This is a genomic window from Thalassospira povalilytica (assembly GCF_002844235.1).
Lineage (GTDB): Bacteria > Pseudomonadota > Alphaproteobacteria > Rhodospirillales > Thalassospiraceae > Thalassospira > Thalassospira povalilytica.
On record NZ_PGTS01000001.1, the window covers coordinates 541,906 to 562,887 of the forward strand.

The 20,982-nt window shown below is 54.1% G+C and carries 16 protein-coding genes and 1 tRNA gene; 13 read left to right on the forward strand and 4 right to left on the reverse strand.

Going from position 1 to position 20,982, the window contains the following annotated elements:
* Positions 1–93: 93 nt before the first annotated feature.
* Positions 94–1,260, reverse strand: coding sequence for a glutamine-hydrolyzing carbamoyl-phosphate synthase small subunit (gene carA / locus CU041_RS02355; RefSeq protein WP_101245608.1), 1,167 nt, complete (start codon positions 1,258–1,260; stop codon positions 94–96).
* Between the two features lie 368 nt (positions 1,261–1,628).
* On the opposite strand from carA, the gene CU041_RS02360 reads away from it, so the two are divergent.
* The 4 genes from CU041_RS02360 (at position 1,629) to CU041_RS02375 (ending at position 6,504) form a co-directional block, all read left to right on the forward strand.
* Positions 1,629–2,084, forward strand: a complete 456-nt coding sequence (locus CU041_RS02360) for a GatB/YqeY domain-containing protein (protein ID WP_068518837.1) — start codon at positions 1,629–1,631, stop codon at positions 2,082–2,084.
* Positions 2,085–2,253: 169 nt separating this feature from the next.
* The gene (gene dnaG / locus CU041_RS02365; RefSeq protein WP_101245609.1) at positions 2,254–4,143 is read left to right on the forward strand and encodes a DNA primase; all 1,890 of its coding nucleotides are present in this window, start codon (positions 2,254–2,256) and stop codon (positions 4,141–4,143) included.
* A gap of 114 nt (positions 4,144–4,257) precedes the next feature.
* Complete coding sequence (gene rpoD / locus CU041_RS02370; protein ID WP_101245610.1) at positions 4,258–6,315, forward strand: RNA polymerase sigma factor RpoD; 2,058 nt, start codon at positions 4,258–4,260, stop codon at positions 6,313–6,315.
* 112 nt (positions 6,316–6,427) lie between these two features.
* Positions 6,428–6,504, forward strand: a tRNA-Ile gene (locus CU041_RS02375).
* 188 nt (positions 6,505–6,692) lie between these two features.
* Here the strand turns inward: CU041_RS02375 and CU041_RS02380 are convergent.
* The 3 genes from CU041_RS02380 to CU041_RS02390 all read right to left on the reverse strand — a co-directional run bounded on the left by CU041_RS02380 (position 6,693) and on the right by CU041_RS02390 (position 9,025).
* Complete coding sequence (locus tag CU041_RS02380; RefSeq protein ID WP_101245611.1) at positions 6,693–7,886, reverse strand: NnrS family protein; 1,194 nt, start codon at positions 7,884–7,886, stop codon at positions 6,693–6,695.
* 123 nt (positions 7,887–8,009) lie between these two features.
* Positions 8,010–8,255 carry a carboxymuconolactone decarboxylase family protein gene (locus tag CU041_RS02385; RefSeq protein ID WP_212733751.1) on the reverse strand — a complete coding sequence of 82 codons (246 nt, stop codon included), beginning with the start codon at positions 8,253–8,255 and terminating at the stop codon, positions 8,010–8,012.
* Positions 8,256–8,326: 71 nt separating this feature from the next.
* Positions 8,327–9,025, reverse strand: coding sequence for a helix-turn-helix domain-containing protein (locus CU041_RS02390; protein ID WP_101245896.1), 699 nt, complete (start codon positions 9,023–9,025; stop codon positions 8,327–8,329).
* A gap of 257 nt (positions 9,026–9,282) precedes the next feature.
* Between CU041_RS02390 and CU041_RS02395 the strand changes: the two genes are divergently transcribed.
* From CU041_RS02395 to CU041_RS02435, 9 genes are all read left to right on the forward strand, one after another.
* Positions 9,283–10,644: an MFS transporter gene (locus CU041_RS02395; RefSeq protein ID WP_101245613.1), complete on the forward strand. Its 1,362-nt coding sequence runs from the start codon at positions 9,283–9,285 to the stop codon at positions 10,642–10,644.
* A 61-nt stretch (positions 10,645–10,705) separates the two neighbouring features.
* Positions 10,706–12,100 (forward strand): NarK family nitrate/nitrite MFS transporter, encoded by a 1,395-nt coding sequence (locus CU041_RS02400; protein ID WP_228196235.1) that lies wholly within the window; start codon positions 10,706–10,708, stop codon positions 12,098–12,100.
* Positions 12,101–12,167: 67 nt separating this feature from the next.
* A complete protein-coding gene (locus tag CU041_RS02405) occupies positions 12,168–15,908 on the forward strand; it encodes a nitrate reductase subunit alpha (RefSeq protein ID WP_101245614.1) in 3,741 nt (1,246 codons plus the stop codon).
* Positions 15,905–17,428 carry a nitrate reductase subunit beta gene (gene narH / locus CU041_RS02410; RefSeq protein ID WP_044827784.1) on the forward strand — a complete coding sequence of 508 codons (1,524 nt, stop codon included), beginning with the start codon at positions 15,905–15,907 and terminating at the stop codon, positions 17,426–17,428. The genes CU041_RS02405 and narH overlap by 4 nt, the downstream gene beginning before the upstream one ends.
* Complete coding sequence (gene narJ, locus CU041_RS02415; protein ID WP_044827783.1) at positions 17,428–18,132, forward strand: nitrate reductase molybdenum cofactor assembly chaperone; 705 nt, start codon at positions 17,428–17,430, stop codon at positions 18,130–18,132. Before narH ends, narJ begins: the two co-directional genes overlap by 1 nt.
* Positions 18,133–18,143: 11 nt before the next feature.
* Complete coding sequence (gene narI / locus CU041_RS02420) at positions 18,144–18,839, forward strand: respiratory nitrate reductase subunit gamma (protein ID WP_101245615.1); 696 nt, start codon at positions 18,144–18,146, stop codon at positions 18,837–18,839.
* Between the two features lie 57 nt (positions 18,840–18,896).
* Positions 18,897–19,715, forward strand: coding sequence for a peptidylprolyl isomerase (locus CU041_RS02425; protein WP_101245616.1), 819 nt, complete (start codon positions 18,897–18,899; stop codon positions 19,713–19,715).
* A 44-nt stretch (positions 19,716–19,759) separates the two neighbouring features.
* Positions 19,760–20,383, forward strand: a complete 624-nt coding sequence (locus CU041_RS02430) for a carbonic anhydrase (RefSeq protein ID WP_101245617.1) — start codon at positions 19,760–19,762, stop codon at positions 20,381–20,383.
* A gap of 46 nt (positions 20,384–20,429) precedes the next feature.
* On the forward strand, positions 20,430–20,948 hold the full coding sequence (locus tag CU041_RS02435; protein WP_101245618.1) for a DUF2478 domain-containing protein: 519 nt from the start codon (positions 20,430–20,432) through the stop codon (positions 20,946–20,948).
* Positions 20,949–20,982 lie beyond the last annotated feature (34 nt).

Consider the following 20,982-nt stretch of genomic DNA (forward strand, 5'->3'; position numbering starts at 1 on the left):
GTTTTCCGCTTTTCGCAGGGCGGGCGCGCGTGCTGCACCGCCTCGTTTAAGTCCGTTAATCGCGTATCTTCGGAGCGTGTCCTGATCGGGTGATCAGGATTTTGCTTCTTCGATCAGACCAACGAAACGTTTGAACAGGTAGTGGCTGTCATGCGGCCCCGGCGATGCTTCCGGGTGGTACTGAACCGCAAAGGCCGGTTTGTCTTTGGCGCGCAGCCCGGCAAGGGAGCCGTCAAACAGCGAGAAGTGCGTTGCCTCGACATTGTCGGGCAGGCTGTCCTTGTCGACGACAAAGCCGTGGTTCTGCGAGGTGATCTCGACGACACCGGTGGTGGTATCCTTGACCGGGTGGTTTGCACCGCGATGGCCGACATCCATTTTCTTGGTCTTTGCACCAAGCGCCAGCGCCATCATCTGATGACCAAGGCAAATGCCAAAGACCGGCTTGCCGCTATCGATCAGTTTCTTGATGGTCGGAACGGCATATTCGCCGGTTGCTGCAGGGTCACCGGGACCGTTTGACAGGAAGATGCCATCCGGGTTCATCGCCAGGACTTCCTCGGCGGTGGTGGTGGCCGGGACGACCGACACCTTGCAGTCGAGGCTTGCGAGGTTGCGCAGGATGTTGCGTTTCACGCCGTAATCAATGGCAACCACATGGTGTTTTGCATTGCCAAGTTTGCCGTAACCGCCTTCGCGTGACCACAGGGCTTCATCCCAGTCGTAACCGGTGGTGCAGCTGTTGTCCTTGGCAAGGTCCATGCCCTCAAGGCCCGGCCATTCATTGGCCTTGGCGATCAGGGCGGGGATGTCAAAGGTGCCGTCAGGGTTATGGCAGATCACACCGTTCGGTGCGCCTTCGGTACGGATGCGTTTGGTCAGGCGGCGGGTGTCTACACCGGCGATCCCGATGCGGCCATGCTCGGCAAGCCAGTCATTGAAATGTTTGCGCGCACGGTAGTTGGAAGGTTCGGTAATGTCCTGGCGCAGGATGCAGCCAAGGGCGACCGGTTTGGCATTTTCGATATCTTCGTCATTGGTGCCGACGTTACCGATATGCGGGAAGGTAAAGGTGATCATCTGACCGGCATAGGACGGGTCGGTCATGATTTCCTGGTAGCCCGTAATGGAGGTGTTGAAGCAGACTTCACCGACGACCTCTCCTCGGGCCCCGACGCCGCGTCCCCAAAAAACTGAACCATCTGCGAGAACCAGTACGGCAGAAGCACCAGGAGGCGGGGTGTGCGTGGGCGCTGACATTGGCAAATGTCCTTTCGATCTTTCCACGGTGAGACACGGAGTCTTTTTATATATAATAAATGCGGGCAAGCCGATAAAAACGACTGCAATTTGCCTGCATACCGGACATGCGGACGTGCCAAGTCGTTCCCAGCATGTTGAACTGTGCACTGTTGATGCGACAGCGGACCGTGCTGGAAGCGGGGCAAATCGTGATCCCGGTAGGCAAATTGGCGGATGTCTACGGGAGTCGCGGACCCATGTCAAGGACGCATCGAAACTTTTATTTCCCAAGGAAAATCAACGGTTTGCGGGGGCAGGTTTTCTTTGCGTCTTATGCTGTAATGCGGTATGTTCGCTCCTTTCTTCCACAAAATCAGAGATGAGCCATGCTGCGATCGCAGCTTAATGACGCTTTGAAAAAGGCTGTCCTTGCCAAGGATGCCTGCTCCGTTACCACCGTGCGCCTCATTCTGGCAGCACTGAAAGAACGCGATATCGCAGCACGGGGCGAAGGCAACACCGATGGCATTTCGGATGACGAAATCATCAATCTGCTTCAGGCGATGGTGAAACAGCGTCGCGAAAGCATCGAGATGTATACCAAGGGCAACCGTCCCGAGCTTGCCGAACAGGAAGCCGCAGAAATCGCGGTGATCGAGAAATTCCTGCCCGCACAGCTTTCCGACGAGGAAATCGAGGAAGCTGTGCGCGGTACGGTAAGCGAAATCGGTGCGACCTGTCTTAAGGATATGGGGCGCACGATGGCGGCCCTTCGCGAAAAATACAGCGGCACCATGGATTTCGGCAAAGCCGGTGGTGTTGCCAAAAAACTTTTGGGCTAGTCCCGGAAGACCTATCTTTATTTAGAAAGCCGGGCGTGTAAAATCGTCCGGCTTTCGTCGTCCCAGAGCCGGCACTTCGCACAGACGAATTCATAATGCCGCGCCGGGACAAGGACCAACAACAGGGTTGCGCATGTGCGCAACAGCATCATCACGGGATCGGGACATCATGAGCTTTCCCCAGTCGTTTCTGGACGACCTGCGGGCACGGGTCGGACTGGCAGATATTGTCGGTTCATCGGTGAAGCTGATCAAACGCGGCCGGGAATATTCCGGGCTGTGCCCATTCCATTCCGAAAAATCCCCGTCCTTTACGGTCAATGAACAAAAGGGCTTCTATCACTGCTTTGGCTGCGGGGCGCACGGGGATGTCATCAGTTTTGTGATGAATACCCGCGGGCTGACCTTTGTCGAGGCGGTCGAGGTGCTGGCCAATCAGGTCGGCATGGATGTCCCCAAACCGTCACGCGAAGCCCAGGAACGCGAACAGAAGGCCAAAACCCTTTACGAGGTGATGGAAGCGGCCTGTGTGTTTTTTGAACGCATGTTGCGCATGCCCGAAGGCAAGGAAGGGCTGGATTATTTTCATCGTCGCGGCCTTGATGACAAAACCATCGCTGAATTCCGCCTGGGATTTGCGCCCGACAATCGCGGCGCGCTGAAGGCGGCACTCAAACGCGAAGATATCGACGAAAAGCTGATGATCGAGGCCGGGCTTCTGATCGAACCCGAAGATAGCGGTCGGCAAAGCTATGACCGGTTCCGCGGGCGGGTGATGTTCCCGATCCTTGACCGGCGTGGGCGGGTGGTGGCGTTTGGCGGGCGCGTGATGGGCGATGCCAAGCCGAAATACCTTAACAGTCCGGATACGCCGCTGTTTCACAAGGGGCGCCTTCTTTATGGCCTGCCCCAGGCGCGCGAAGCTGCCCGTCACGATGCACCGATCATTGTGACCGAAGGCTATATGGATGTTATTGCCCTGCACCGGGCCGGGTTCCGCGGGGCGGTGGCGCCGCTTGGCACCGCGGTTACCGAAGAACAGATTGGCGAGCTTTGGAAAATGACCAACGAGCCGATCCTGTGTCTGGACGGGGATGCGGCCGGGAAACGTGCAGCTGTGCGTGCGGCGGAACGGGCACTTCCGATCCTGCGGCCGGGCAAGTCATTGCTGTTTTCCATTCTGCCCGAGGGCGAAGACCCCGACAGTCTGATGGGCGCACCGGGCGGGTTTGAGAATTTCAAAAAGATCATTGAACAGGCCGTGCCACTGGCCGAGCTGGTCTGGCGCATGGATGTGGGGGCGCACAAGATCGATACCCCGGAACGGCGGGCCGCCCTTGAGGCCGATATCAATCAGCGGATTTCGGTGATTGCCGACGAGGCAGTGCGCAGCCAGTACAAGTCGATGTTCAATGATCGCATCTGGAAATTGTTCAAGGGCGACCGCGGCGGCAACACGGCCGGTCGCGGGGCATCTGGCGGCGGTTATCAAAATAAAAAACCCGCACGGGGTGGCAAACGCGGAAAAAATGACCATTTCTGGGGTCCGGCCGGAAAAGCCGTACCGGGCATGTCGCGACCGCCAATGCAGAAGAAGCGCGATCTACAGGACTCCATTCTTTTGCTGACGCTGATCAATCATCCTGCCCTGCATGATGAGATCGGTGAACAGCTTGGAATCTATAGTTGTGCAGACTCCGCGCTTGACAATCTTCGTCGGGCCGTCTTAAAGCTGCTTGATGACGATCCTGGACTTGATTCCGATTCAATCCGGGCTCATTTGGAGCGCGACGGGCTGTCAGAGACAGTTTTGCGGGTGGTTAGTGCGGATGTAATCGCGCACGCTGCTTTCGCCAAGCCCGAAACGCCGCTGGAACGGGCCAGAACGGGTTGGAAACAGGTTTTTTCCATGGCTGTAAGCTCCCTGGAGGACGAAGAGGCAAAATACGCCGTCCGACAGTTGGCAGCAGATATCAGTCAGGAAGAATGGGAGAGGTTTTCTCACAGGCGTGAGGATCTCGCCCGTCGCCGGGAAAAAGTGTTTAAGCTCGACGACTGATCTTTGGGTGCCTTGCATTCAGGATCGGCGATCGGGCTATTTGTGATTTGCGCTGAAAAGACAGTGCGTGGGACAACAACGGTACGAACGTACCCAGCGGGAAACGGGGAATAGATGTCGTCTAAGACTTCGAACGCTGAAGAGAAAAAGAACTCTTCTGAAAACGCAGACGGACCTCTTCTCGATACATATAAAGCGGCCATCAAAAAGCTCATTGCCAAGGGCAAGGAGAAAGGCCACATCTCTGTCGATGAGTTGAACGCGGCACTGCCGTCAGAACATTTCTCCTCTGAGCAGATCGAAGACGTGATGAGCAATCTCAACGAGATGGGCATCAATGTCATCGATGGTGATGAGGCCGATGACAATGATGACGACAACGACGATTCCGACAACGATCCGAGTGGCAATATTTCTGCCGATGATGTTGGCCGTACCGATGACCCGGTACGTATGTATCTGCGCGAGATGGGCAGTGTCGAACTGCTGTCGCGTGAAGGCGAAATCGCCATTGCCAAGCGTATCGAGGCCGGCCGTGACATGATGATTGGCGGGATTTGCGAATCCCCGCTGACCATTCGTGCGATCGTGAACTGGCATGATCAGCTTCAGGCTGGTGAGCTTTTGCTCCGTGATGTCATTGACCTTGAGACCACCTATGGCGGTGGCCCGGATGCCGAAATCGGTGCCGAGGAAGGCGAGGACGAAGACGTTGATGCAGAGGCAGATGTCGAAAGCTTTGACTCTGCCAATGATGATGAGGACGAAGACGCCGAAACCGAAACCCCCGATGCGATCGGTGGTGAGGAAACCGAAGAGGAAGAGGACGATGAGTCCGAAGACTCCGAAGGTGAAGAAGGCGGCGAAGGCGATGATGAGGACGAAGACGAGAACGAGCAGGTCAATGTTTCGCTTTCCAAGATGGAAGAGGAACTGACCGAGCAGGTTCTCGAGAAATTCGAACTGATCGCCAAGACCTATGAGAAGCTGCACAAGGCGCAGGAACAGCGTCTGGTGGCGCTGAACAAGGGTGAGACCGTTCCGGCGGCGACCGAGAAGCGCTATACCAAGCTCAAGAACGAGATGGTCGAGCTGATGGAAGATGTTCACCTGAACAATTTCCGTATCGAAGAGCTTCTTGACCATCTGACCGGCCTTAACAACCGTCTTCTGGGTCTTGAGGGCAAGCTTCTGCGCTTTGCCGATCGTTGCAAGATCAAGCGTCCGGACTTCGTCAAACAGTATCAGGGCAATGAACTTGACCCGAACTGGATGGAACGTGTTGCCGGTCTGCCGGGCAAGGGCTGGAAAACCTTTATCGAACGCTATCCCGAAGAAATCGCCAAGCTGCGCGAAGATATCGGTGGTGTTTCGGCCGAGGTCGGTCTTCCGATTTCCGAGTTCCGCCGTGTTTACGGTGTTGTAAACAAGGGCGAACGCGAAGCCGGCCGTGCGAAAAAGGAAATGATCGAGGCCAACCTGCGTCTCGTGATTTCGATCGCCAAGAAATATACCAACCGCGGTCTTCAGTTCCTTGACCTTATTCAGGAAGGCAATATCGGCCTGATGAAGGCGGTGGACAAATTCGAATACCGTCGCGGTTACAAATTCTCGACCTATGCGACCTGGTGGATCCGTCAGGCTATTACCCGCTCGATCGCGGACCAGGCCCGTACGATCCGTATTCCGGTTCACATGATCGAAACCATCAACAAGCTGGTGCGTACCTCGCGCCAGATGCTGCATGAAATCGGTCGTGAGCCGACCCCGGAAGAGCTGGCAGAAAAGCTTCAGATGCCGCTTGAAAAGGTTCGCAAGGTTCTGAAAATTGCCAAGGAGCCGATCTCGCTCGAGACCCCGATCGGGGACGAGGAAGACAGCCATCTTGGCGATTTCATCGAAGACAAGAACGCCGTTCAGCCGCTTGATGCAGCGATCCAGGCCAACCTGCGTGAAACCACCACGCGCGTTCTGGCATCGCTCACCCCGCGTGAAGAACGTGTTCTGCGTATGCGTTTCGGGATCGGCATGAATACCGACCACACCCTTGAGGAAGTTGGTCAGCAGTTCTCTGTTACCCGTGAACGTATCCGTCAGATCGAGGCAAAAGCACTGCGCAAGCTCAAACATCCGTCGCGCTCGCGCAAGCTGCGGTCGTTCCTCGATTATTAATAGGATTACAGGCGACGTTCGGGCTTGACCTTGGCCGGAAAATCGCTAGTTTTCGGGACCGCACCGGTAATCCGGTGCGGTCTTTTCTTTACCCTGACACATCTTGTCTTGGGGGCCCGTAGCTCAATTGGTTAGAGCCGACCGCTCATAACGGTCTGGTTGGGGGTTCAAGTCCCTCCGGGCCTACCATTTTTCCCGAAAATTTATGCCGCCTGAAGCCGACGCATATATGCGTCGGTACCGCCAATGGTTTGTCATAATTCGGGGGTATGGAGCACAAAACCCCGATTTCTTTGATAGCCACTCCGACTGCGAAGCAAGATATTTATGCTTCGCTTGACGTGTAGTTAACTGGCCAAGCTTTTAGCTTCCGTCTGTCATGTTCTTTTTTTGAGCAATAGTGGTCCATACAGAAGTGCGAAACCAGTGAAACTCGCAACCCACAAAGCGGCAGAAATTCCGTAAAGAGACATCGAAAATGTGGGCAGAAAACCAGCTGTAACCCGCGTTAGCGTCGCTAAAATGATGCAGGCATACAAAGAAGTTGTGCCTGCGCCGCCTACCAGATCGCTACCAGTATGCCCCAACGTGGCTCGCGTCATTACCGCAATTGTCATCACACCGATCGCACCCCCCATCCAGAGATGCTGTGCCGAGGCGCTATCCATCAGTGAGGGCATGAGGGTTGCGACTGCAAGTGCAACAGCCCCCAAGGGGACAAACGCGTATCCAACGTGCAGAATCCATACAAGTGGCTCTTTCCCTGTTTGATGTCCTTGCCAGCGTGATAGGCGCACAAAATGAAGGCTGCCTGCGAGAGCAAGTGCCAGGGCAGTAAAGTCCTCGAAAGGGAAAACGACCCAAAGCATTACCGCAACAAACAACATGACCAGACAGGCCATATCAAATTTTCCAACCTGTGCAGGAAGTGAAGTTACTTTTTGTTTGGCGAGCCAGTTTCGGGTGAAAGATGGAACGATGCGTCCACCAATCAATGCTACCAGCATGATGCTCGCAGCCAGACCCAGACGCAAACCTACGCCTTGTGCCGCGTATTCTCCCTGCAAGATTTCCCAATGAAAAACTGCATTGCCGAGGACCACAGTCCCAAGCAGCCCGAGGACGATAAAATTGCGTTTGCTTTTTCCTGCGATGACTTCTCGTGCAATCATCAAGGCAAAGACGATCAAAAATGACAAATCGATGGAAACAACAATGCCAGCAGGAAAATGTGCTGCGAGCAAAATTACAATACGCCCTGCCATCCAAAGCAACACAAGCATTCCCAAACGTCGATTGCGAATAGGAAGCCGTCCTGTCCAGTTGGGAACAGCAGTTAGCATGAAACCTGCAATGACGGCGCCAAGATATCCGAAGAGGAACTCATGTGCGTGCCAGGAGACGATATCAAACGTCAGAGGTAACGCGATGACATTCATGAGCAAAAGTACCCAGATGATCATCGCAGCGGCCGCCCAAATCGAACTGAGCAAAAAGAACGGTCGAAAGCCGTGGCTGAGGAAGCCTGTATTCCCTTGCTGCGGTTCCTGAATCCTGATTTTGGTTGCCATTTCTGCACCTTAATGTTTCTAGGCAAATTGGCGTTTCCAGACAAAAGCCGCCTGACGCCGAGACGCAACACAAAAAGTTGGTTGCGTGAGCCTGTTCAATTCCTAAGGTGCTCAAGGAACCTGTTAGATGTCTTCGATCCAGGTTTTGGCAGCAACTGCACGTGGCAAACCGGCTGGTCCAATCGACAGCATCGCGACTTGCAACAAGTCATCAAGCCCGATGCCTTCTGCCTTCGCACGCCGGGTATGGGAATGCACAGCGCCCTCTGAACCAAGACCAATTGCCAACGCAAGTTTTACAAGACGACGTTCACGGTCTGTCAGTGGGCCTGCTTCTGCTGTCGCCTTACCAAGATCAGCATAAGCCATCCAAATATCCGGATACTGTTCCGCCAATGTTCCTGCAGCACCGGGCATAGATTTAACCATAACTTCGCTCCTTACGTTTGATTGTCGTCAATAAGAGTTGTCGGTTTGGCGAACTTTTCGAGCTCGGTAATATCACTTAACTCAACGTTCTCCCCGCTCACGGCTACCCCGTATGCTTGCAAGGCTTTGAAAGCACGGCTCAGGTTTTCAGGTGTCATTCCCAAAACAGAGGCAAGCTGACGCTTTTCGAGGTCCAAAGCAAAGTGTTGAGCGCCATTGTGGTCTTTGGAGCGACTGAGCAGGTAGTTTGCAAGTCGTTCAAGTGCTGTGCGCAGTTTCAAGTTTTTTGTGGTCTTGATTACTGAGCGATAGCAAGCGGCCAGTTCAACCACCACTGCACGTGCAAAACCCGCATCCAGATCGAAAATTTCGCGGACATCTTGACTGGGTATCATCACGATACGGCTTTTTTCCATGGTTCGGGCTGACATCAAGTAGCGTGCATCACGGATTGTCGCCGCCAGAATGAAGGTCGACACAGGTTTGACAATTGAGACACTGGTTTCTCGGTTATTCCAACTGGAGAAAAGGTCAACTGAACCCAAAACGAGTACATGCAGAAAGTCGGCCTCTTCGCCTTCTGTGATCAAGTCAACATGCGGCGGAAAAGTTTGCAGATAGGCGCCACGCATCAGCTTGGCGTAACTCTCGTCGCTCATATCTGCGAAGAGATCAAGGCTACGTACCTCCGGGAAGGTCGAATCGAGCATTTGTTCCTCACTTCTAACCCTGTTCAGGAACATATCGACCAGTCACTTGATATTTATCAAGCGTCTATTTGCTCCTGATCTCTCTCTGGCTTGAGCTTTAGCAAATCGTTGCGCGAAATACTTGGCGAGCCTGTTTATTTCACCGAAGGGTTCCATGTTTTCTGATTTAGATCAACCCTGATTGCCCTCGTCTCATTCGATGATCAGCACCGCAGCAAGCGCTGCAATGTGCAGACAGATGTTCGAGGGGATCGACCATGCATACGTTAAAAGGGGTTTCACGAACTGATCAATATCGTGCCCTAGGTCTTAGCACCTTTGCCTTTACGATATGCTTCGCGGTATGGACAATTTTTTCCATCATCGGGGTGAAGATCAAACAGGAACTGGGGCTGAGTGACACCCAGTTCGGTTTGCTGGTCGCAACACCAGTTCTGACCGGCTCAGTCAGCCGTATCTTCCTCGGCGTATGGACAGAGCAATTTGGCGGTCGAGTCATGTTTCCGCTGCAGATGCTGATCACAGCCGTCTGCGTCTGGCTCCTGACGTCTGTTCACAGTTATGAAATTTTTCTTGTCGCCGCCCTGGGGCTTGGTCTTGCGGGTGGGTCCTTTATCGTTGGTGTCGCCTATACGTCACGCTGGTTTGAAAAGGAACGTCAAGGTACTGCTCTGGGTATTTTTGGCGCTGGTAACGTTGGCGCGGCTGTAACGAACTTTGCCGCCCCATTTCTGGTGGTTGCTCTTGGTTGGGAAGGAACGGCCCGTGTATATGCCGTTGTCCTTGTCATCACTGCCGTTTTGTTCTTCCTGTTTGCAAAAACCGACCCAGTGCAGCAAGCGCGCAAGGAATCCGGTGAAGGCCCGGTATCAGCCAGCTCGCAGCTTGAGCCGCTTAAGAACATTCAGGTCTGGCGTTTTGCAACCTATTACTTCTTCGTTTTTGGTGCCTTTGTCGCACTCGCAAGCTTTTTGCCACGTTACTATGTCGGCGCCTATGGGCTGGAACTAACGACGGCGGGTGTCTTTGCCGGACTTTATTCGCTGCCTGGCTCGGTCTTTAGAGCACTGGGTGGCTGGATGTCGGACAAATGGGGGGCACGTGCGGTCATGTATATGACCTTCATCGTCTCCCTGGTCGTCCTGTTCATCATGAGTTACCCGCAGACGACCTATCTGGTTTCGGGAATCAACGGCCCCATCGAGTTTAATTTCGGTGTTTCGGTTGGCATGTTTGTCGCCCTGACAGTCGTTCTCGGCTTCGTCATGAGCCTCGGCAAAGCCGCCGTCTACAAACACATCCCGGTTTACTACCCACATCACGTCGGATCGGTTGGCGGTCTGGTTGGCATGATCGGTGGCCTCGGCGGTTTCTTCCTGCCAATCGCCTTCGGCGTGCTTCTTGATCTGACCAATGTCTGGACCGCGCCATTCATGCTGCTGTTCGTTCTGGTCGCAGTGTCCACGATCTGGATGCATGTCGTGATCCGCCGCATGGAACGTTCGCGTCATCCGGCACTGGCCGACGAAAAATACCTTTCGGATGTGCCCGAGAAACCACTGGAAAAGCCGGAAACTGAAGCCGGCAAGACGTCGGGCGTTACCAAACCTGCTCAGTAATGCAAACCGGCAGAGCGCAGGTTGCGCTCTGCCTCTCCACCAGTTTCATCGGGAGGTTCCCTTGGAAGTCACGCATGCAAACAATGGCCAAAAAGGCGCTGTTCTGACCGATTGGCGACCCGAAGACACAGAGTTCTGGTCAAGCAAGGGCAGTGCAATTGCCACCCGCAATCTCTGGATCTCCATTCCGTGCCTTTTGCTGGCATTTTCGGTCTGGATGGTTTGGTCAGTTGTTGTCGCCAAGCTGCCGGTCATCGGCTTTACCTACACCACCGGTGAACTGTTCTGGCTGGCCGCACTTCCGGGCCTGTCTGGGGCAACGCTTCGCATTTTCTATAGTTTTATGGTTCCAATCTTTGGCGGCCGCATCTGGACAACGCTCAGCACGGCATCCCTGTTGCTGCCAGCACTTGGTATCGGCTTTGCCGTACAGGACCCCAACACGTCCTACAGCTGGTTCCTTATTCTCGCACTGTTGTGCGGGTTCGGGGGCGGGAACTTTGCCTCCTCGATGGCAAACATCGCCTATTTCTATCCGAAAAGGGCAAAGGGTAACGCCCTGGCCCTGAATGCGGGACTTGGCAATCTTGGTGTTTCGGTCATGCAGTTTGTGGTTCCGCTTGTGATCACGGCCGGTGTGTTCGGCGCCTTTGGTGGAGCAGCCCAAAGCGTTGCAGGTGGCGGCGAAATCTTCCTGCAGAATGCCGGTTTCATCTGGGTGCCGTTCATCGTGGTTTCGACCATTGCGGCATGGTTTGGCATGAACAGCATCGCTGATGCCAAAGCCAGCTTCAAAAAGCAGTCGATCATTTTTAGCCGCAAACATAACTGGATCATGTGCATCCTCTATACCGGCACATTTGGCAGTTTTATCGGCTATTCCGCTGGGTTCCCGCTGCTGATGAAAACCCAGTTCCCGGAAGTTGATGCCTTGCAATATGCATTTCTCGGCCCGCTGGTTGGCGCGCTGAGCCGTGCTGGCACAGGATGGATTTCTGACAAGCTTGGTGGCGGACGGGTAACGTTCTGGACCTTTATCGGCATGATTGTTGCGGTTGTCAGCGTCCTTCAATTCCTGCCGCTTGGCGGAACCAGCGGTCATTTCTGGGGCTTCTTTGCCTGCTTTATGGCGCTGTTTTTCCTGACCGGTGTCGGCAATGCGTCAACCTTCCAGATGATTCCATCGATCATGCGTCAGGAAATCCCGCGCCTGATGCCCGATGCTGATCAGGCAGCCCAGCTTAAACAGTCGGAACTCGAAAGCTCCGCCATCATCGCCTTTACCAGTGCGATTGCTGCCTATGGCGCGTTCTTCATTCCAAAAGCCTATGGCACCTCCATCGCACTGACTGGCGGTCCCGCAGGCGCGCTTTGGTGCTTTGCAGGCTTCTATGCGGTCTGTGTTGCCATCACCTGGTTCTATTACAGCCGCAAGAACGCACCGGTTTCGTGCTGATTAACCGAAATTCTCCCTGCCCAACCTAACCGGTTAGGCAGGGCCCGCAGCCTTCAGGAGAAACGCCATGAGTCACCTGTTAGACAGACTTAACTTTTTCCAGAACAAGGAACTGGAAAGGTTTTCAAACAATCACGGTCAGGTCACCCGCGAGAACCGCGACTGGGAAGATACCTATCGCAACCGCTGGCGCCACGACAAAATCGTTCGCTCGACACACGGTGTAAACTGTACCGGATCGTGCAGCTGGAAAATCTATGTTAAGTCCGGGATCGTCACCTGGGAAACCCAGCAAACCGATTACCCGCGTACTCGTGCAGGACTGCCAAACCATGAACCGCGCGGCTGTGCCCGAGGGGCAAGCTATAGCTGGTATCTGTATTCTGCCAACCGTGTCAAAAACCCGCTGATCCGTGGCAAGCTTTTGAAGCTGTGGCGCCGGATGCGTTCGACAATGAACCCGGTTCAGGCATGGACAGCCATTCAAAATGACCCTGTCTTGCGTGCAAGCTATGTTGCGAGCCGCGGCAAAGGCGGGTTTGTCCGAGCAACCTGGGATGAGGCAACCGAACTGGTTGCAGCCGCCAACGCCTTTACCGCGAAAACATATGGCCCTGACCGTGTGTTTGGTTTCTCTCCCATTCCGGCAATGTCCATGATCAGCTATGCGGCAGGTTCACGCTATCTCAGCCTTCTGGGCGGCGTGTGCATGTCATTTTATGACTGGTATTGCGATTTGCCGCCGGCATCGCCGATGACGTGGGGCGAGCAGACCGACGTTCCGGAATCGGCTGACTGGTACAATGCCGGATATCTGATCCTTTGGGGATCGAACGTGCCGCAAACCAGAACACCGGATGCTCATTTCTATACCGAAGCGCGTTATCGCGGGACCAAATCGGCTGTTATTTGCCCGGATTACTCGGAAGCTGCGAAGTTTGGTGATGTCTGGCTGAACGTCAAGCAGGGTACGGATGCTGCATTGGCATTGGCTTTTGGTCATGTGATCCTGCGCGAATTCCATCTCGACCGTCAGACCGATTATTTCGAAGAGTATTGCCGCAAATATTCGGACTTCCCGATGTTGGTTAAACTCGACGAAAAAAACGGTTCGCTAATACCCGGCCGCTTCCTGCGTGCCGCAGACCTTAGCGACAAGATCGGCGAAGAAAATAATCCGGAATGGAAAACCATCGCAATCGACGAAAAGTCGGGTGGCTTGGTCGCGCCGAATGGCTCGATTGGATATCGCTGGGGTGAAGCTGGTGAATGGAACCTCGAAGAGCGCGCTGCCGGGGCGGATACCTCTCTGAAAATGTCGCTGATCCTTGAAGAAGATCATGACGAGATTACCGGTGTCGATTTCCCCTATTTCGGTGGCGATGCCTCGGAACATTTTGCAACTGACGCTCAGCATCCCAATGTCCTGACCCGCAACATTCCGGTCAAACGCGTCCAGACTGCCGATGGCGAGGTCATGGTTGCGACCGTATTTGACCTGTTCTGTGCCAATTACGGCCTTGATCGAGGACTGGGTGGTGACTGGGTCACCAATGACTATGCTGACGGTATGCCAGGCACCCCGGCCTGGGCCGAAAAAATTACCGGTGTTTCGGCCGACAAGATCATTCATGTCGCCCGTGAGTTTGCCCAGAATGCCGAAAAGACCAAAGGCAAATCAATGGTCATCATCGGTGCGGCGATGAACCACTGGTACCACATGGACATGAATTATCGTGGTGTCATCAACATGCTGGTGATGTGCGGGTGTGTCGGCCAATCGGGTGGCGGTTGGGCCCACTATGTCGGACAGGAAAAACTCCGTCCGCAAACCGGTTGGCAACCGCTGGCGTTTGCTCTTGATTGGGGACGTCCGCCTCGGCACATGAATTCCACCAGTGCTTGGTATGCCCATACCGATCAGTGGCGTTATGAGACCCTTACGGCCAATGAAATCCTGTCTCCGACCGCACCGGAAGGCGATTGGGATGTTTCAATGATCGATTACAATATCCGTGCAGAACGGATGGGGTGGTTGCCATCGGCACCGCAGCTAAAAACCAATCCTCTGGATGTTGCCAAGGAGGCTAAAAAAGCCGGCAAGGAAATCCCCGCCTATGTTGCCGAGCAATTGAAAGCCGGTGATCTGGAAATGTCCTGCGAAGATCCCGATGATCCCAAAAACTGGCCGCGCAACCTGTTCGTCTGGCGGTCCAACCTGTTGGGTTCTTCGGGCAAGGGTCACGAGTACTTCCTGAAGCACCTGCTTGGCACCGATCACGGTGTTATGGGCAAGGATCTTGGTGAAGAAGGTCGGCAACTGCCGAAGGAAGCCAAATGGCATGAAGAAGCTCCGCGCGGAAAGCTTGACCTTCTGGTCTGTATTGATTTCCGTATGAGCACGACCGCGGTCTATTCCGATGTCGTTCTGCCAACTGCAAGTTGGTACGAGAAGAACGACCTAAATACATCGGACATGCACCCGTTCATCCACCCGCTTCAGGCTGCTGTTAACCCGGCTTATGAAAGCAAGTCGGATTGGGAAATCTTCAAGGCCATTGCCAAGAAGTTCCAGGAAATCGTACCGGGTTACCTTGGTAAGGAAACCGACATCGTCGCTCTACCGATCCTGCATGATACCCCGGGTGAAGTCGCCCAGGATCAGGTCAAGGATTGGAAGAAAGGCGAATGCGAACTTATTCCCGGCAAGACCGCACCGAACTATATCGCCGTTGAACGCGATTACACCGCAATCCACGACCGCTTTACTGCACTTGGTCCGTTGCTCGACAAGTTGGGCAATGGTGGCAAGGGCATCAACTGGAAAACCGAGGTAGAGGTGCAACATCTTCGCGATCTGAACGGCATGTGGCAGGAGGGGGCTGCCAAAGGCTGTGCGAAGATTGATACGGATATCGATGCCACGGAAGTGGTTCTGATGCTGGCACCGGAAACCAACGGAGAGGTGGCGGTCAAGGCATGGGATGCGCTTGGCAAGGTTACCGGACGGGATCACACCCATCTTGCCCTGCCCAAGGAAGATGAAAAAATCCGCTTCCGCGATATTGCCGCCCAGCCGCGCAAGATCATTTCTTCGCCAACGTGGTCGGGGCTTGAGTCAGAACATGTCTGTTACAATGCGGGTTACACCAACGTTCACGAGTTGATCCCGTGGCGAACCCTGACGGGGCGTCAGCAGCTTTATCAGGATCACCTCTGGATGCGGGCCTTCGGGGAAGGGTTTGTTTCCTATCGTCCGCCGGTCGACCTTAAGACGGTGACAGAGGAAATCAACGATGAAGCCCGCGATGGTGTACCGCATGTGGTGCTGAATTTCATCACACCGCATCAGAAATGGGGCATCCATTCGACCTATACCGACAACCTGCTGATGCTGACGCTCAACCGTGGTGGTCCGGTCATCTGGATCAGCGAAAACGACGCACAGCGCGCGGGGATCGTCGATAACGACTGGGTGGAGCTTTACAACACCAACGGTGCCTTGACCGCACGTGCGGTCGTTTCCCAGCGCATCAAGGATGGTACGACCTTCATGTACCATGCCCAGGAAAAAATCGTGAATACGCCCGGTTCGGAAAAAACCGGCAAACGTGGCGGCATTCATAACTCTGTCACCCGCACGACCCTTAAACCTACGCACATGATTGGGGGCTATGCCCAGCAATCATATGGTTTCAACTACTACGGAACCGTCGGTGCTAACCGTGATGAGTTCGTCATTGTCCGCAAAATGCAGAAGGTCGACTGGCTCGACGAAGAAGCAAACGACAAGGAGATCGGGAAATGAGAGTCCGCGCACAAATCGGCATGGTGCTGAACCTCGACAAATGCATCGGTTGTCATACCTGTTCGGTCACCTGCAAAAATGTCTGGACGAGCCGCGATGGCGTTGAATACGCTTGGTTCAACAACGTCGAAACCAAACCGGGCACTGGCTATCCGACCGATTGGGAAAACCAGAACCGCTGGAATGGTGGTTGGGAACGCACCAAGTCGGGAAAGCTTCAGCCCAAACAGGGATCGAAATGGCGGATTTTGGCAAACATTTTTGCCAACCCGGATCTGCCGGAAATCGACGACTATTACGAGCCATTCGATTTCGATTATGACCACCTGAAATCCGCCCCGGAAATGAAAGCCTTTCCGACCGCACGTCCGCGTTCGCGCATCTCCGGCGAACGGATGGAAAAAATCGAAAAGGGTCCGAATTGGGAAGAAATTCTGGGCGGGGAATTTTCGAAGCGCTCGGAAGATTATAACTTCGAGGGCATCCAGAAAGACATCTACGGTGAATACGAAAATACATTCATGATGTATTTGCCGCGCCTGTGCGAACACTGCCTGAACCCAGCATGTGCAGCTAGTTGTCCTTCCGGTGCAATCTATAAGCGCGAAGAAGACGGTATTGTCCTGATTGATCAGGAAAAATGCCGTGGTTGGCGCATGTGCGTTTCGGGCTGTCCGTACAAGAAGGTTTATTATAACTGGTCAACGGGAAAGTCGGAAAAATGCACGCTTTGCTATCCGCGTATTGAATCGGGAAACCCGACCGTCTGTTCGGAAACCTGTGTCGGGCGCATCCGCTATATTGGTGTGATGCTTTACGATGCAGACAAGATCGAAGCAGCGGCCAATGCTGAAGAAACCACCGATCTTTATGACGCCCAGCTTGGCGTGTTCCTTGATCCCAAAGATCCGGAAGTCATTGCCGCTGCGCGTGCTGATGGTGTTCCCGAAGATTGGATCAAGGCGGCACAGGAAAGCCCGATCTGGAAAATGGCCATGGAGTGGAAGGTTGCCTTCCCGCTACATCCGGAATACCGCACGCTTCCGATGGTGTGGTACATCCCGCCGCTTTCCCCAATTCAGAATGCAGCGGAAGCAGGTGCGATCGGTATGGACGGTGCGATGCCTGATGTACGCAATCTCCGCATTCCGTTGAAGTATCTCGCCAATATGCTGACGGCTGGCGACGAAGAGCCGGTGGCACATGCGCTTGAGCGGATGTTGGCAATGCGTGCCTATATGCGTTCAAAAACCGTCGAAGGTGTCATCGACGAGACCGTGGCAAAACGCGTCGGTCTGGATGGTGCAACCATCGAAGATATGTACAAAATCATGGCGCTGGCCGACTACGAAGACCGGTTCGTCATTCCAACGACACATCGCGAGCAGGTCGAAGAAGCCTATGATCTGCGTGGCGGTGAAGGGTTCACCAACTGCAATGGCTGTTCTTCGGGGATCAGTCAGGGTTCCCTGTTTGGAGGCAGCAAGAAGCCTCTGAAAATGCCAGAGGAGGTACGTTGATGGACCGCACGATCAAATCACTCTCGCTTCTGTTGAGCTACCCGACGGAGGAACTGCAAGGTGCCATGCCTGAAATCGGCGCTGTGCTGGCATCCGAAACGCGGCTGACAGCTGCGACCCGTCGCGATTTACGCCCGCTGGTCGAAGAGCTATCGAGCGACGACATTTACGATCTGCAAGAACGCTTTGTCATGCTGTTCGATCGGTCACGGACCCTTTCGCTCAATCTGTTTGAACATGTTCACGGCGAAAGCCGTGATCGTGGCGGGGCCATGGTTAGCCTGCTTGAAACATATCGGGCTGGCGGCTTTGAACCGGCAACAACGGAATTACCCGATCATTTGCCTGTGTTACTGGAATTCCTTGCAACCCAGCCCCCGGCAGATGCGAAGGAGGTCCTTGCGGATGCGGCTCATATTTTCGATGCCGTTCGCGCCCGTCTTGAGCATCGCGAAAGCCCCTATCAGGCAGTCTTTGCCGCTTTAACGCAGTTGGCAGATGTAACAGTCAGTGCAACTGCTGTTGCCGAACTGCTTGAACAGCCTGAAGACGATCCCGATGACCTCGAAGCACTTGATGAGGTCTGGGAGGAAAGCGAGGTCACGTTCGGACCGGACCCGAATGCCGGTTGCCCGCAGGTGCGTGACATTCTGTCGCGTATTGATCAACCCGCTGGACCGGTACCGCCGGAAGCAGCAGAGTAAAGGAGGCCCAAATGCATAACTTCCTTTTCGGGATCTATCCCTATATCGCGCTATCGGTCCTGATTATCGGCTCTATCGCCCGATATGAACGCGATCCGTTCACTTGGAAAACATCCTCAAGTCAGCTTCTGCGTCGCAGACAATTGATGATGGGCTCGGTTTTGTTCCATGTCGGTGTTCTGGTGATCTTCTTTGGCCATCTGATTGGCCTATTGACGCCGATCTGGATTTTTGACGCCTTGGGCATCAGTCATGGGGCCAAGCAGACACTGGCCGTTGTTGCCGGCGGTATTGCCGGTGTCATGGCGCTCATTGGTGGTCTGATGCTGTTCCATCGCCGGATGACCGACCCGCGTATCCGTAAAACCTCAAGCTTTGCCGATATTGGCATCCTTGCCCTGTTGCTGGCTCAGCTTGTTCTTGGGATTGGCACCATCTTTGTGTCGCTCGAACATCTCGATGGGCATGAAATGACCAAGTTCATGTCTTGGGCACAGGGAATTTTCACTTTCCAGTCTGATGCCGCCAGCCACATTGCCGATGTGGCCTGGATTTTCAAACTGCATCTGGTTCTGGGACTGACGATATTCCTTGTGTTCCCGTTCACGCGCCTTGTGCACATGCTTTCAGTTCCAGTGCGGTACTTCATGCGTCCGGGCTATCAGATTGTCCGTTCACGCCGGACCAAACCTTTGTCACACCGATAATGGACGCTCGGCGCATTCATGCGCCGACTTCCTTCTGCACACAAAGGACAAAGCGCTATGAATATACAAATGTTTCCTGACCTCGTCATCAATGGCGAAACCATCCCGCAGACAGCCGTTGCTGCGGAACTGCAAAACCACACGGCGTCAAAGGACAATTTTGCTGACGCCTTGCGCAACGCGGCCAACGCATTGGTCATCCGGACCTTGTTGCTTCAAGAAGCGCGCAGAAACGGCATTGAAGCTGAACCGCAGGAAGTCTCGCCAAACCGGTTCGAAACCGGCGAAGAGGCGATGATCCGCGCATTGCTTGAAGCAGAAATCGAAATCACCCGCCCGAGTGAGGAAGAGATTCGCACAGAATGGCAGAAGGACCCCGAACGGTTTCGTACCATGCCCCTGTGGGAAGTTTCCCATATTCTTTGCAAATGCGATCCGAATGACGCCGTGGAGAGAGAACTGGCCCTCAGACGGGCAAACGATATCCTCAGTGACCTTCGTAAAGACGGTAATACATTCGAAAAGATCGCACGCACGCAAAGCGACTGTGGGTCTCGGTCTGCGGGCGGGTCGCTTGGTCAGTTGCGCCCCGGCGATACGGTGCCAGAATTTGAAGCCTCTCTTCGCCAGCTTTCTGAGGGTGAAGTTGCGTCAGAGCCTGTGCTGAGCAGATATGGCTATCATGTCCTCCGGCTAGATGCATTGGCAGAGGGGCAGCCACTGCCGTTTGAGGCCGTGAAACCAAAAATCTCCGAAGCAATGGAAAAAGCCCAGTGGGCTCGTAAAGCAAAGCTGTTTGTCGATGGACTTATTGCGTCGGCCTCGATTACCGGCACGGATCTTGGGCAAGCCGCCAACAATACGAAGCCAAACTAGGTACGCATTTTGTGCGTAGTACCTCCAACCGGTTTGAGGTTTCCATGCTTGAAAACCTATTGGAACGCAACAAGGTCTGGTCGCGTTCTCGCCAAAAAGAAGAACCTGGATACTTTTCCAGACTGGCAAGTCATCAGGCCCCGGAGTTCTTCTGGATCGGTTGTTCAGACAGCCGCGTTCCTGCGAACGTAGTCGCCGGACTCGATCCCGGGGAAGTCTTTGTTCACCGCAATGTCGCCAATGTGGTGCATTCATCGGATTTGAATCTACTGTCTGCTCTTGAGTTTGCGGTCGAGAGCCTGAAGGTCCGTGAGATTATTGTCTGTGGTCACTACGGCTGTGGCGGGGTGAAAGCCGCAACCGAAGACTTTCCCCATGGTCTTGCCGATCACTGGCTTGAACCCATCCGACGCCAAGCACGTTTTCATGCCCGCGAACTAGCGCAGCACGGTGATATCGAGGTGCGGCGCGACAGGTTGGCAGAGCTCAATGTTATCGAAGGTGTTGGTCGGGTTGCAGAAACTCCGATTATGCGTCGCGCTTGGCGGGCCGGTGCGGACATCAAGATTCACGGTCTGATCTATAGCCTGAAAGACGGTCTTCTACGTGATCTCGATTGCACGATCCGAGCATCTGACGTTCAGACATCTGATGAAGTCACGTTCTGACGCAGAACGAAGCATTGCTATCAGCGGAATATAAAGGAACACTAAGATGAAAATCGCTTACACAATGGCTCCTGGCAGGGGAGATACCGATTTGCTTCTTTCGCGCGTGACGCAGCGTATTACAGAAATGGGGTGGCGCGTTTGTGGAACCGTGCAAATCAATTCCGAGCGCGAGACTGATGGGCCATGCGATATGGATGTTAAGGTGCTGCCGGATGGTCCGATCATTCGCATTTCCCAGACATTGGGGGAACATTCCCGCGGATGTCGACTGGATACCAGTGCGCTTGAAGATGCTGTTGGTCATGTGACCCAAGAAATTAGTAAAGGTGCGGATGTTCTGGTCATTAACAAATTTGGTAAACACGAGGCTGAAGGGCATGGCTTTCGTGATGTCATTGCTGATGCGCTAGTGAATAACATCCCGGTTCTGGTGGGGCTTAACCAGTTAAACCTTGACGCCTTTAAGGCGTTTGCCGGTGGGCTTGAGGTCGTTTTGAACCCAGAAGAGAATGAGTTGTTCGAATGGTTGGAAGACAACTGTTCTTGCAGCGCTTTGGTATAGCGATAGTCGATTTATAGATGCCCAAACCAATGTG

Bases quoted from the DNA above. Each gene is read 5' to 3' on its own strand.
- carA (WP_101245608.1), bottom strand. From the start codon at position 1,260: ATGTCAGCGCCCACGCACACCCCGCCTCCTGGTGCTTCTGCCGTACTG.
- CU041_RS02360 (WP_068518837.1), top strand. From the start codon at position 1,629: ATGCTGCGATCGCAGCTTAATGACGCTTTGAAAAAGGCTGTCCTTGCC.
- dnaG (WP_101245609.1), top strand. From the start codon at position 2,254: ATGAGCTTTCCCCAGTCGTTTCTGGACGACCTGCGGGCACGGGTCGGA.
- rpoD (WP_101245610.1), top strand. From the start codon at position 4,258: ATGTCGTCTAAGACTTCGAACGCTGAAGAGAAAAAGAACTCTTCTGAA.
- CU041_RS02380 (WP_101245611.1), bottom strand. From the start codon at position 7,886: ATGGCAACCAAAATCAGGATTCAGGAACCGCAGCAAGGGAATACAGGC.
- CU041_RS02385 (WP_212733751.1), bottom strand. From the start codon at position 8,255: ATGGCTTATGCTGATCTTGGTAAGGCGACAGCAGAAGCAGGCCCACTG.
- CU041_RS02390 (WP_101245896.1), bottom strand. From the start codon at position 9,025: ATGCTCGATTCGACCTTCCCGGAGGTACGTAGCCTTGATCTCTTCGCA.
- CU041_RS02395 (WP_101245613.1), top strand. From the start codon at position 9,283: ATGCATACGTTAAAAGGGGTTTCACGAACTGATCAATATCGTGCCCTA.
- CU041_RS02405 (WP_101245614.1), top strand. From the start codon at position 12,168: ATGAGTCACCTGTTAGACAGACTTAACTTTTTCCAGAACAAGGAACTG.
- narH (WP_044827784.1), top strand. From the start codon at position 15,905: ATGAGAGTCCGCGCACAAATCGGCATGGTGCTGAACCTCGACAAATGC.
- narJ (WP_044827783.1), top strand. From the start codon at position 17,428: ATGGACCGCACGATCAAATCACTCTCGCTTCTGTTGAGCTACCCGACG.
- narI (WP_101245615.1), top strand. From the start codon at position 18,144: ATGCATAACTTCCTTTTCGGGATCTATCCCTATATCGCGCTATCGGTC.
- CU041_RS02425 (WP_101245616.1), top strand. From the start codon at position 18,897: ATGAATATACAAATGTTTCCTGACCTCGTCATCAATGGCGAAACCATC.
- CU041_RS02430 (WP_101245617.1), top strand. From the start codon at position 19,760: ATGCTTGAAAACCTATTGGAACGCAACAAGGTCTGGTCGCGTTCTCGC.
- CU041_RS02435 (WP_101245618.1), top strand. From the start codon at position 20,430: ATGAAAATCGCTTACACAATGGCTCCTGGCAGGGGAGATACCGATTTG.